Annotated in this window: 11 protein-coding genes; 8 read left to right on the top strand and 3 right to left on the bottom strand. The window is 73.3% G+C overall.

The window, feature by feature from the left end:
- Both ACZ50K_RS32110 and ACZ50K_RS32105 read right to left on the bottom strand, forming a co-directional pair.
- Positions 1-792, bottom strand: coding sequence for a phosphatase (locus tag ACZ50K_RS32110; RefSeq protein ID WP_468909628.1), 792 nt, complete (start codon positions 790-792; stop codon positions 1-3).
- 68 nt (positions 793-860) lie between these two features.
- Positions 861-1,439 (bottom strand): SACE_7040 family transcriptional regulator, encoded by a 579-nt coding sequence (locus ACZ50K_RS32105; RefSeq protein ID WP_468909626.1) that lies wholly within the window; start codon positions 1,437-1,439, stop codon positions 861-863.
- Between the two features lie 93 nt (positions 1,440-1,532).
- Between ACZ50K_RS32105 and ACZ50K_RS32100 the strand changes: the two genes are divergently transcribed.
- From ACZ50K_RS32100 to ACZ50K_RS32075, 6 genes are all read left to right on the top strand, one after another.
- Complete coding sequence (locus ACZ50K_RS32100; protein WP_468909624.1) at positions 1,533-3,149, top strand: carboxyl transferase domain-containing protein; 1,617 nt, start codon at positions 1,533-1,535, stop codon at positions 3,147-3,149.
- Between the two features lie 11 nt (positions 3,150-3,160).
- Positions 3,161-5,170: an acetyl/propionyl/methylcrotonyl-CoA carboxylase subunit alpha gene (locus tag ACZ50K_RS32095; RefSeq protein ID WP_468909621.1), complete on the top strand. Its 2,010-nt coding sequence runs from the start codon at positions 3,161-3,163 to the stop codon at positions 5,168-5,170.
- An 11-nt stretch (positions 5,171-5,181) separates the two neighbouring features.
- Complete coding sequence (locus ACZ50K_RS32090; protein WP_468909760.1) at positions 5,182-6,102, top strand: hydroxymethylglutaryl-CoA lyase; 921 nt, start codon at positions 5,182-5,184, stop codon at positions 6,100-6,102.
- Positions 6,103-6,109: 7 nt separating this feature from the next.
- A complete protein-coding gene (locus ACZ50K_RS32085) occupies positions 6,110-7,270 on the top strand; it encodes an acyl-CoA dehydrogenase family protein (protein ID WP_468909618.1) in 1,161 nt (386 codons plus the stop codon).
- Positions 7,271-7,447: 177 nt separating this feature from the next.
- Positions 7,448-8,461 carry an ABC transporter substrate-binding protein gene (locus ACZ50K_RS32080; RefSeq protein WP_468909616.1) on the top strand — a complete coding sequence of 338 codons (1,014 nt, stop codon included), beginning with the start codon at positions 7,448-7,450 and terminating at the stop codon, positions 8,459-8,461.
- Between the two features lie 2 nt (positions 8,462-8,463).
- Positions 8,464-9,384, top strand: a complete 921-nt coding sequence (locus tag ACZ50K_RS32075; protein WP_468909613.1) for a siderophore-interacting protein — start codon at positions 8,464-8,466, stop codon at positions 9,382-9,384.
- A 77-nt stretch (positions 9,385-9,461) separates the two neighbouring features.
- Here ACZ50K_RS32075 and ACZ50K_RS32070 read toward each other — a convergent pair whose 3' ends face one another.
- Complete coding sequence (locus tag ACZ50K_RS32070) at positions 9,462-11,051, bottom strand: beta-N-acetylhexosaminidase (RefSeq protein ID WP_468909611.1); 1,590 nt, start codon at positions 11,049-11,051, stop codon at positions 9,462-9,464.
- A gap of 64 nt (positions 11,052-11,115) precedes the next feature.
- Here ACZ50K_RS32070 and ACZ50K_RS32065 point away from each other — a divergent pair, with 64 nt between their 5' ends.
- Positions 11,116-12,009 (top strand): DUF4429 domain-containing protein, encoded by an 894-nt coding sequence (locus ACZ50K_RS32065; RefSeq protein ID WP_468909609.1) that lies wholly within the window; start codon positions 11,116-11,118, stop codon positions 12,007-12,009.
- A gap of 86 nt (positions 12,010-12,095) precedes the next feature.
- Entirely contained in the window at positions 12,096-12,371 is a 276-nt protein-coding gene (locus ACZ50K_RS32060) for a hypothetical protein (RefSeq protein WP_468909606.1), read from the top strand.
- The last annotated feature ends 119 nt before the right edge of the window (positions 12,372-12,490 follow it).

Raw genomic sequence — 12,490 nt, 5'->3', positions numbered from 1 at the left:
TCACGGGGTGTCGGGGGTCAGGCCCGCCGTGTGGAGGAGGTAGGCGACCAGGGGGTCGTAGTGGCGGGGGTCGCGGACGTGGTCGTCCAGGGGGACGGCGACCTGGAGGGTGCCCTCGGACTCGGCGAGGAAGAGGGCCGGGTCGTTGCAGTCGGCGTAGCCGACGGCGTCCAGGCCGCGCTGGGCCGCGCAGCCCGCCCAGCCGTGGTCGGCGACGACCAGGTCGGGCTGGGGACGGCCGGCGGCGGCCAGCCCGTCCAGGATCGCGGCCATCGGTTCCGGCGAATGGGTGTGCCACAGGGTGGCGCCGCGCTCCAGCACGGCCACGTCGGCGAACTGCCAGACGAAGCCCTCGTCCGCGGTGAGCCCGGACGGGATGACCACGATCTCGCAGCCGGCGGCCCGCAGGGCGGCCGCGGTCGCCCGGTGGACGTCGAGCAGGCCGCCCGGGTGGCCGGTGGCGAACAGCACCGTCTGCCGGTCCAGGGCCGCCTTGTGCAGCCGGGCCGCCATCCGGTCCAGCGCGGCCACCGTCAGTTCGGGGTCGATGGTGTCCTGCCCGTGTCTGAACGCCGGGTCGTCGATCACCCCGCAGCGTTCGGCCATCACCGCGAGGACGTCCTGCTCGTCGGTCCAGCGGTCGCCCAGCTCCAGGCCCAGCCAGTAGTGGCGGTCGCCGTTGGCGAGCTTGCGGTAGTGGGAGAGGTTGTTCTCCCGGGGGGTCGCCACATGGCCCGCGATCCGGGTCCGGACGAGGTGGTCGATGAGTTCCGCGCGGCTGGGTATCGGCATACGCCCATTCTGCCGCCGCCCGCCCGGACGCGTCTGTTCCGCCCAAGCCCCGGACAGCCCGCCCGCGGTCAGCCGGTCAGGGCCGCGAAGGCGCCGTCGGCGAGGCGGCGGAGGAGGGCTTCGGTGGCTTCGCGGCCGGGGGAGCCCAGGTGCGGGGTGGAGTTCAGCAGGCCGAAGACGGCGTGCACGGCGACCCGGGCCTCGGCCTCGGGGGCGCCGGGGTGGAGCTCGCGGACCACGTCCACCCACAGCTCCACGTACTGCCGCTGGAGCTGGCGCACCAGCTTGCGGTCGGCCTCGCGCAGCCGGTCGAGCTCGCGGTCGTGGAGGGTGATCAGGGCCCGGTCGTCCAGGGCGAAGTCGATGTGGCCGTCGATCAGGGAGGCGAGCACCGCCGACGGGTCCCCGGCGGCGTCGGCGACCCGGTGGCGGCCGCCGGTGAGGAGCCGTTCGCTGATGCCGACCAGCAGTTCGGCCAGCATGGCGTCCTTGCCGGCGAAGTGCCGGTAGAGGCCGGGGCCGCTGATGCCCACGGCCGCGCCTATCTCGTCGACCCCGACGCCGTGGAAGCCGCGCTCGGCGAAGAGACGAGCGGCCTCGTTGAGGATCTGCTCGCGACGGGTCGGGGCGGCCGCTGATGTGCTCATGGGAATCCATTCTAGACAGGGGCCGTTAGCGGTCGTTAACCTAGGTGGGTCATGCGTTAACGCTCATTAACCGAGGGCAAGGGGGCTCACGGGATGCAGCAGGCACCAGTGCTTCACAGCGCCGCGGATCCGGCGTCCGAAGCCTGGCGGACCAACGAGGCCGCCCACCGCGCACTCGCGGAGGACCTCCGGACCCGCCTGGACACCGCCCGTCTCGGCGGCGGGGAGAAGGCCCGCGCCCGCCACACCGCCCGCGGGAAGCTCCTCCCCCGGGACCGGGTGGACGCCCTCCTGGACCCCGGGTCCCCGTTCCTGGAGCTGGCCCCGCTGGCCGCCGAGGGGATGTACGGGGGCGCCGCCCCGGCCGCCGGGGTGATCGCCGGGATCGGCCGGGTCAGCGGCCGCGAGTGCGTGATCGTCGCCAACGACGCCACCGTCAAGGGCGGCACGTACTACCCGATGACGGTGAAGAAGCACCTGCGCGCCCAGGAGGTGGCGCTGGAGAACCGTCTCCCCTGCCTCTACCTGGTGGACTCCGGCGGCGCCTTCCTGCCGATGCAGGACGAGGTGTTCCCGGACCGCGAGCACTTCGGGCGGATCTTCTACAACCAGGCCCGGATGTCGGGGGCCGGCATCCCGCAGATCGCCGCCGTCCTGGGCTCCTGCACGGCCGGCGGGGCGTACGTCCCGGCGATGAGCGACGAGGCCGTCATCGTCCGCGGCCAGGGCACCATCTTTCTGGGCGGCCCGCCGCTGGTGAAGGCCGCCACCGGAGAGGTGGTCACGGCCGAGGAGCTCGGCGGCGGCGAGGTCCACTCCCGGACCTCCGGGGTCACCGACCACCTCGCGGAGGACGACGCGCACGCGCTGCGGATCGTCCGGAACATCGTGGCCACCCTGCCCGAGCGTGGCCCGCTGCCCTGGCCGGTGGAGCCGGCCGAGGAGCCCAAGGCGGACCCCTTCGGGCTGTACGGCGCGGTCCCGGTGGACTCCCGCACCCCCTACGACGCCCGCGAGATCATCGCCCGGATCGCGGACGGCTCCCGCTTCCAGGAGTTCAAGGCGGAGTACGGGCAGACCCTGGTCACCGGCTTCGCCCGGATCCACGGCCACCCGGTGGGCATCGTCGCCAACAACGGCATCCTGTTCTCCGAGTCCGCCCAGAAGGGCGCCCACTTCATCGAGCTGTGCGACCAGCGCGGCATCCCGCTGCTGTTCCTCCAGAACATCTCCGGGTTCATGGTCGGCCGGGACTACGAGGCGGGCGGCATCGCCAAGCACGGCGCGAAGATGGTCACCGCGGTGGCCTGCACCCGGGTCCCCAAGCTGACCGTGGTGGTCGGCGGCTCCTACGGGGCGGGCAACTACTCGATGTGCGGGCGGGCGTACTCCCCGCGGTTCCTGTGGATGTGGCCCAACGCCAAGATCTCCGTGATGGGCGGCGAGCAGGCCGCGTCGGTGCTGGCCACCGTCAAGCGGGACCAGATCGAGGGCGCCGGCCAGGAGTGGCCGGCCGCGGAGGAGGACGCCTTCAAGGCCCCGATCCGCGCGCAGTACGAGGAGCAGGGCAACGCGTACTACGCCACCGCCCGGCTCTGGGACGACGGGGTCATCGACCCGCTGGAGACCCGCCAGGTGCTGGGTCTGGCGCTGACCGCGTGTGCCAACGCCCCGCTGGGCGAGCCCGGCTTCGGCATCTTCCGAATGTGAGGACTTCTTCCATGTTCAGCACGGTCCTTGTGGCGAACCGGGGCGAGATCGCGGTCCGGGTCATCCGCACCCTGCGCGAGCAGGGCGTGCGTTCGGTGGCCGTCTTCAGTGACGCGGACGCCGACGCCCGGCATGTGAGGGAGGCCGACACGGCCGTCCGGATCGGCCCCGCGGCCGCCTCGGAGAGCTATCTGTCGGTGCCGAAGCTGATCGAGGCGGCCCGCCGCACCGGCGCCCAGGCGGTCCACCCGGGATACGGGTTCCTCGCCGAGAACGCCGCCTTCGCGCAGGCCTGCGCCGAGGCCGGGCTGGCCTTCATCGGGCCGCCCGCCGGGGCGATCTCCCTGATGGGCGACAAGATCCGCGCCAAGGAGACGGTGCGGGCGGCCGGTGTGCCGGTGGTGCCCGGCTCCTCCGGCAGCGGGCTCACCGACGCCGAACTGACCGACGCGGCCCGGGAGATCGGGATGCCGGTGCTGTTGAAGCCCTCGGCGGGCGGCGGCGGCAAGGGCATGCGGCTGGTCCGCGAGGAGGCGCTGCTCGGCGAGGAGATCGCCGCGGCCCGCCGGGAGGCCCGTTCCTCCTTCGGGGACGACACCCTGCTGGTGGAGCGGTGGATCGACCGGCCCCGGCACATCGAGATCCAGGTGCTGGCGGACGGCCACGGGAACGTGGTGCACCTGGGCGAGCGCGAGTGCTCGCTCCAGCGCCGCCACCAGAAGATCATCGAGGAGGCCCCCTCCGTCCTGCTGGACGAGAAGACCCGGGCCGCGATGGGCGAGGCCGCCGTGAACGCGGCCCGCTCCTGCGGCTATGTGGGCGCGGGCACGGTGGAGTTCATCGTCCCCGGCGAGGACCCGTCCGCCTACTACTTCATGGAGATGAACACCCGCCTCCAGGTCGAGCACCCGGTGACCGAGCTGGTCACCGGCCTGGACCTGGTGGAACAGCAGTTGCGGGTGGCCTCCGGCGAACCGCTGGGCTTCGACCAGTCCGAGGTCCGGCTGGCCGGCCACGCGGTCGAGGCCCGGGTCTGCGCGGAGGACCCGGCCCGCGGGTTCCTGCCCTCCGGCGGCACCGTCCTGGCCCTCACCGAGCCCTCCGGCGGTCCGGTCCGCACGGATTCCGGACTGCTGGCCGGGGTGCCGGTCGGCAGCAGCTACGACCCGATGCTGTCCAAGGTCATCGCGTACGGGCCGGACCGCGCGAGCGCCCTGCGCACCCTGCGGGCCGCCCTGGCCGACACCGTGATCCTGGGCGTCCAGACCAACGCGGGCTTCCTGCGGCGGCTGCTGGCCCACCCCGACGTGGTCTCCGGGGACCTGGACACCGGCCTGGTGGAGCGCGAGCTGGAGCGCATGCTGCCGGCCGGGGTCCCCGGCGAGGTGTACGCGGCGGCCGCCCTGCTGGCCGCCGCACCCCCGGCCCGGGCCGGGAACGGCGGCTGGGCGGACCCGTTCGACTCCGCGAACGGCTGGCGGCTCGGCGGCACCCCCGCCTGGACCGTCCACCACTTCCGGCTGCCCGGCCAGGAGCCGGTGGAGGTCCGCACCCGCCCGGCCGGCCCCGGCCTGGAGGTCCTGCTGCCGGGGGCCGCGGCCCCGGTGCCGGCCCGGACCGTGCACCTGGCCCCCGAGCGGGTCACCGTCGAGGTCGACGGGCTCACCCACGCGTTCGCGCACGCCGCCTCCCCCGAGGGGCGCTGGCTCGGCCGGGACGGCGACTCCTGGCACGTCCAGGCCCACGACCCGGTGCAGGCCGGCCTCGCCGGGGCCGGCCGGTCCGGGGCCGACACGCTGTCCGCCCCGATGCCCGGCACCGTCACCGTGGTCAAGGTGGCCGTCGGCGACACCGTGGCCGCCGGGCAGAGCCTGCTGGTGGTGGAGGCCATGAAGATGGAGCACGTCATCTCCGCCCCGCACGCCGGCACCGTCACCGAACTGGACGTGTCGCCGGGCAGCACCGTGGCCATGGACCAGGTGCTCGCCGTGGTCACCCCGGCCGGGGAGGAGTCCGCGTGAACGGCCTGCCGATGGGGGTGCCCGCCGAGGGGCTGCCCGCCCGGGTCCGGATCCACGAGGTCGGAGCCCGGGACGGACTCCAGAACGAGAAGGACGCCGTCCCGACGGCGGTGAAGGCCGAGTTCGTGCACCGGCTGGCCGCCGCGGGTCTGACGACCATCGAGGCCACCAGTTTCGTGCATCCCAAGTGGGTGCCCCAACTGGCGGACGCCGAGGAGCTGTTCCCGCTGCTCGGCGATCTGGGCGGGGTGGACCTGCCGGTGCTGGTGCCCAACGAGCGCGGGCTGGACCGGGCCCTGGAGCTGGGCGCCCGGCGGATCGCCGTGTTCGGCTCCGCCACCGAGACCTTCGCCGCCCGCAACCTCAACCGCACGGTCGCCGAGTCCCTCGCCATGTTCGAGCCGGTGGTGGACCGGGCCCGGCGGGAGGGCGTGCACGTCCGCGGCTACCTCTCGATGTGCTTCGGGGACCCCTGGGAGGGTCCCGTGCCGATCGCCCAGGTGGCCTCCACCGCCAGGGCCCTGCTGGACCTGGGCTGCGAGGAGCTGAGCCTGGGCGACACCATCGGCGTCGCCACCCCCGGCCATGTGCTGGCCCTGCTCCGGGCGCTGAACGGGGCGGGGGTCGCCACCGACCGGATCGGCGTGCACTTCCACGACACCTACGGCCAGGCCCTGTCCAACACCCTGGCCGCGCTCCAGCACGGGGTCACCACCGTGGACGCCTCGGCCGGCGGCCTCGGCGGCTGCCCGTACGCGAAGAGCGCCACCGGCAACCTCGCCACCGAGGACCTCGTGTGGATGCTCGACGGTCTCGGCATCGAGACCGGAGTCGACCTGGCCGCCCTCACCGCCACGAGCGTGTGGATGGCCGAACAGCTGGGCCGTCCCAGCCCCTCCCGTACCGTCCGCGCCCTCTCCCACAAGGAGTAGCCACACCATGTCCCTCGACCACCGGCTCACCCCCGAGCACGAGGAACTCCGCCGTACCGTCGAGGAGTTCGCCCACGACGTCGTCGCCCCCAAGATCGGCGACCTCTACGAGCGCCACGAGTTCCCCTACGAGATCGTCCGCGAGATGGGCCGGATGGGCCTGTTCGGCCTGCCGTTCCCGGAGGAGTACGGCGGCATGGGCGGCGACTATCTCGCCCTCGGCATCGCCCTGGAGGAACTGGCCCGGGTGGACTCCTCGGTGGCCATCACCCTGGAGGCCGGGGTCTCGCTGGGCGCGATGCCGATCTACCGGTTCGGGTCCGAGGAGCAGAAGCGGCAGTGGCTGCCGAAGATGTGCTCCGGCGAGGTGCTGGGCGCCTTCGGGCTGACCGAGCCGGGCGCCGGGAGCGACGCCGGCGGCACCCGCACCACCGCCGTACGGGACGGCGACGAATGGGTGATCAACGGCTCCAAGTGCTTCATCACCAACTCCGGCACGGACATCACCGGCCTGGTCACGGTCACCGCCGTCACCGGCCGCACCGAGGACGGCCGCCCGCTGATCTCCTCGATCATCGTGCCCTCCGGGACCCCCGGGTTCACGGTGGCCGCCCCCTACTCCAAGGTGGGCTGGAACTCCTCGGACACCCGGGAGCTGTCCTTCGACGGGGTCCGGGTGCCGCTGGCGAACCTGGTGGGCCAGGAGGGCCGCGGCTACGCCCAGTTCCTGCGGATCCTGGACGAGGGCCGGATCGCCATCGCGGCGCTGGCCACCGGTCTGGCGCAGGGCTGTGTGGACGAGTCGGTGAAGTACGCCAAGGAGCGCACCGCGTTCGGCAAGGCGATCGGCGACAACCAGGCCATCCAGTTCAAGCTGGCGGACATGGAGATGCGGGCGCACATGGCCCGGATCGGCTGGCGGGACGCGGCCTCCCGGCTGGTGGCCGGGGAGCCGTTCAAGAAGGAGGCGGCGATCGCCAAGCTGTACTCCTCCACGGTGGCGGTGGACAACGCCCGCGAGGCCACTCAGATCCACGGCGGGTACGGGTTCATGAACGAGTACCCGGTGGCCCGGATGTGGCGGGACTCCAAGATCCTGGAGATCGGCGAGGGGACCAGCGAGGTGCAGCGGATGCTGATCGCCCGCGAGCTGGGGTTCACCGGCTGAACGGGTCCTGACGGCCCGTCCGCGGCCGGAGGTCCCGCCCCCGGGCGGGACTTAGGGCCCCCTTACCCATCAATGGCGAACTTAGGTTACCCTCACCATTGATGTGGGTCGTGTCGCACGGCCTGCGTCCGCACTTCCGTACGCACGCACGCCAGCACCACGAAAGCAGCCGCCGCCATGCCCCAGCCCCGTGCCGCCCTCTTCACCCGCCGCGGAGCCCTCGCCGCCGGAAGCGCCCTCTGCCTGGGCGCCGTCCTGGTCGGCTGCGGCTCGGGCGACAAGGCGGACCAGGGCGGGGCATGGTCCTTCAAGGACGACCGCGGGGTGACCGCCTCCACCAAGGGCACCCCGAAGAACGTGGTCGCCTTCGTCGGCACCGCGGCCGCCCTCCACGACTTCGGCGTCGAGGTCAAGGGCGTGTTCGGCCCCACCAAGACCGCCGACGGCAAGGCCGACGTACAGGCCGGCTCGCTGGACGTGAACAAGGTCGAGGTCATCGGCAACACCTTCGGCGAGTTCAACATCGAGAAGTACGCGGCCCTCAAGCCGGACCTGCTGGTCTCCAACGTGTGGGAGAAGGACACCCTCTGGTACGTCCCGGAGGAGTCCAAGGACAAGATCGCCAAGCTGGCCCCGAGCGTCGGCCTGTTCGCCGGCCCCGACACCACCATGGCCAAGGCCATCGCCCGCAACGGCGAGCTGGCCCAGTCCCTGGGCGCCGACCTGAAGGCCGCGAAGACCACCGAGGCCAAGGCCCGCTTCGAGGCCGCCTCCGAGCGGCTGCGCAAGGCCACCAAGGCCAACCCCGGCATCAAGGTGCTGATCGGCTCCGGCTCCGCCGAGCAGTTCTACGTCTCGCTGCCCGAGAAGTCCGCGGACACCAGGTACTTCCAGGAGCTCGGCGTCGAGTTCGTCACCCCGAAGAACCCGGACAAGGGCGGCTTCTTCGAGCCGCTGTCCTGGGAGAACGCCGGCAAGTACCAGGCCGACCTGATCATGCTGGACAACCGCACCGGCATCCTCCAGGACAAGGAGCTGCGCGCCGGCAAGCCCACCTACGCCGGCCTGCCCGCCGTCAAGGCCGGCCAGATCACCCCCCGGGTGACCGAGCCGATCTTCTCCTACGACGCCTGCGCCAAGATCGTCGACCAGCTGGCCGCCGCCATCGAGAAGGCCAAGAAGGTCAGCTGACCATGACCGGCAGCACCGAACCCGAGTCGGCCGCCGAAGCCGGCGAAGCCGCCGAGCAGCACTTCCGGTTCTTCGCGCTGGAGGTGCTGCGCACCCGGCGCCTCGGCCGCTCCTTCCTGCGGGTCACCTTCGGCGGGGAGTCCCTCGCCGGGTTCCGCTCCGGGGGCCGCGACCAGAGCCTCTCGCTGTTCCTGCCGCCCGTCGGCCGCGAGCACACCGTCCTGCCCTCCACCGGGGAGGACACCTGGTTCGCGGCCTGGCGGGCCATGCCGGAGGAGGACCGCCCGGTGATGCGCTCGTACACGGTCCGCGCCCAGCGGCGGACCGACTCGGGCGCCGACGAGGTCGACATCGACTTCGTGCTGCACGGGGACTCCTCCCCGGCCTCCCACTGGGCGGGGCGGGCGGTGACCGGCCGCCGGATCCTGGCGATCGGCCCGGCCGTGGCCCAGAACAAGTCGGTCCGCTTCCAGCCCCCGGCCGGCACCGACTCGGTGTGGATGTACGCCGACGAGACCGCGCTGCCCGCCGCCGCGGCCATCCTGGAGCAGTTGCCCGGGGACACCGCGGTGACCGCCGTCCTGGAGGTCCCGCACCCGGACGACCGGATCGCCCTCGCGGCCCCGGCCGACACCCGGATCCACTGGATCGTCCGGGAGTCCGCCGGGTCCGGGCGCACCGGGCGGGTGCTGGAGGCGCTGCGGGCCGCCGTGCCGCCCGCGGGCGGCACCCCGTACGCCTGGATCGCCGGCGAGGCCGGCACCGTCCGGGAGGTCCGGCGGCACCTGGTCCGGGACCGCGCCCTCGACCGTCGGGCGGTCCGCTTCACCGGCTACTGGCGGCTCGGCTCCAGCGAGGAGCAGCTGCTGGCCGAGGCGTACGCCGGTCAGGCCCCCAGCGAGGAGCCGGAAGCGGCCCTCTAGACGGCCTGGCCGCCCCGCCCCCCCCCGACGTCCGGGCACGCGCCGATACGGTCCCTCGGCGCGTGCCCGGTCTCCCGCTACGGCCAGGGCACCTCGGGGGCCCGGTAGTAGCCGATGTCCTGGGCGTCCATGCGCGGGCCGTGCCAGGCCAGCCGCCGGGCGTAGCCGTTCCAGTCCCGCTTCGCCGCCGGGGACCAGCCGAGTTCGGCGATGCCGAGCACCCGGGGGAAGGCCATCCGCTCCAGTTCGGCGCGGGTGGCGATGGTCTCCGTCCAGAGCGGGGCCTCCACCCCGAGCACCGCGGACTCCGGGACCCCGCCGAGCAGCCGGCCCGGGTCCCAGTCGTAGGCGCGGCGGACCGGGACGTATCCGGCCCAGGCCAGTCCCAGCGGGGTGTCCTTGTCGTACTTCATGTCCAGGTAGGCCCGGTCGGCCGGGGAGAGGATCACCCGGTGCCCGGCCGCGGCGGCCGCGGCGATCCGGTCCCGCTCGGCCGCCGGGGTCCGGTCGTGGCCCCACCACTGGAGGACGGCGCCCGGGGCCGGGCGGGCCGAGGCCAGCTGGTGCCAGGCGATCACCGTCTTGCCCTGGTCGGCCACCGCCGCCTGGGCCCGGTCCATGAAGGCCGCGTAGTCGGCGGCCGGGGTGGCGTGCGCCTCGTCGCCGCCGATGTGCAGATAGCGGCCCGGGGTCAGCTCGGCGAGCTCCCGGAGCACGTCCCCGACGAACTCGTAGGTCTTCTCCTCGGCCACGCAGAGCGAGCTGAATCCGACCTTGATCCCGGTGTACCGGGGCGGGGCCTTCCCGTCGCAGTTGAGCTCGGGGTAGGAGGCCAGGGCCGCGTTGGTGTGGCCCGGCATGTCGATCTCGGGGATCACCTCCACGTACCGCTCGGCCGCGTACTCGACGAGTTCCGTGTAGTCCTCGCGGGTCCAGTGCCCGCCGGGGCCGCCGCCGACCCCGCCCACCCCGCCGTAGGAGGCGAGCCGGGGCCAGGAGGCGATGTCCAGCCGCCAGCCCTGGTCGTCGGTGAGGTGCACGTGCAGTTTGTTGACCTTGTACTGGGCGAGCTGGTCCACGTACCGCTTCACCTGGGGCACGGTGAAGTAGTGCCGGGCGATGTCGATCATCGCGCCCCGGTAGCCGAACCGCGGGGTGTCGGTGATTCCGCCGCCGGGCACCTCCCCGGCGCCGGTGGCGGGGACCAGCTGGCGCAGGGTCTGTCCGGCGTAGAACAGCCCGGCCGGGGTGCGGGCGGTCAGGGTGACGGCGGACCGGGCGGACTCCAGCCGGTAGCCCTCCTCCCCCAGTTCCTTCGCGGCCGGGTCCAGCCGGAGCAGGATCCCGTCGCCGGTCCGGCCGTCCGCCACCGGCAGCGGCAGCCCGCTGGGCCCGCGCAGCTGCTCGGCCAGCCGTTCGCCGAGCTGGCGGACCTCCTCGGAGCCGTGCCCGGTGCGGACCACGGTGCCCGCGGTCAGCCGGTAGCCGGAGCCGGGGGCGCCGGGGCGGACGGCCGCGGGCGCCGGCAGGATCCGCTCGTGGGGCGGGGGTTCGGCGTAGCGGGGCAGCTCGCCGGATTTCGCGTCCTCGGCCCGGCCGGACTCCGAGCAGGAGGAGGCCGCGGCGAGGACCAGCAGGACGCAGAGGGTGCGCAGGACCGGTTTCATGGCCTCAGGTATAGACCAACTCCCCGGCCCGGAAGGAGAGAAGGGACGGTGCGAGAATCCCGGGATGGCGGAAATCATCCAGAAGGACGGCACCTGGACGTTCGACGGGGACTCGGTGCGGATCGTGCCGGGCCGGGACAAGGGGACCGGTCTGCTCCGGCAGACCCTGGGAGAGGTGGTCGTCCCGCTGCGGGCGATCGCCGGGATCAGCCACGAGGCGGGACGCAAGGCCGGCCGGCTCCGGCTGCGGCTGCGCGACGGGGCCGATCCGCTGCTGCACCTGACGGCGGGGCGGCTGCCCGAGCCCTCGGACCCGTACCGGCTGGTCGTGGAGACGGACCGGTCGGGGGTGGCCGACTACTTCGTGGACGAGGTCCGCAACGCGCTGCTGCTGGACCGGATCGACCCGGGCCCGGCGGACGGCTGGCTGCTGCCGGGGCCCCCGGTGCCGATCACGGTGGGCGCCGGGGACGGGACGGCCGCCTTCGACGGCTCCCGGGTGTCGCTGGAGTGGAACTGGAAGACCGAGGACTCCAAGTCCTCCGGCGGCACCCGCTCCTTCCCGCTGGCGGACATCCGGGCGGTGGAGTGGTATCCGGCGCTCGGCCTGGAGAACGGCTGGCTGCGGTTCACCCTGGCCTCGGCCACCGCGAAGGCCCCGGCCCCCAAGTACGACCCGCACGCGGTGGAGCTCTTCGGGTTCAAGAAGGACCCGCTGATGGCGCTGGTGGGCGCGGCCGTGCTGGCCCGGCTGCCGCACCCGTCCGCGCCCGCGGAGCGGGCCGCCCCGGCCGGGCCCCCGGAGCCGGCGGCCCTGGCCGCCGCGCCCGCCGCGCCCGGCGAGGACCATGACGCGCTGCTGCGGCGGCTCCGCGAGCTGGGCGAGCTGCACGCGGCGGGGATCCTCACGGCGGAGGAGTTCGCGGCGGCCAAGGCGGCCGTGATCCGCAGGTTCTGAGCCCTTGATGGTCTGGACCTTTAAGATCCTGCCCGATTTCGGGCAGGATCTTTGCGTTCCGAACCGTGAGACGTCAGTATCTACGGGTGCTCGATCGCCGTCCGTCCCATGACGACCTCGTCGACCACCTGGTGCGCAGCACCTCGCTCCAGCGGGGCGAGGCCGCCCGGGTGGTGCTCGACGTGCTCGCCTACTTCGACGAGACGACCGAGGAATACGTGCGCCGGCGCCACCGTGAGCTCCAGTCGGGCGGCGCCGTGAACGCGGAGATCTTCGAACGGATCGCGGCGGAACTGCCGCACCGCGCCGTGGCGCCCCCGGAGCTCTCGCTCCGGCAGCTGCGCCGCATCGTCTACGGCTGAGCACCGACCGAGAACCTCAGGAGGGGCAGAACCATATGTGCGGAATCGTCGGATACATCGGCAAGCGTGACGTCGCGCCGCTGCTGCTGGAAGGGCTGCAGCGACTGGAGTACCGGGGT

The organism is Streptomyces sp. NPDC033845, from assembly GCF_055576225.1.
The sequence above is the reverse complement of the archived record's forward strand: the minus strand, read 5'-3'. Positions and strand labels throughout refer to the sequence as shown.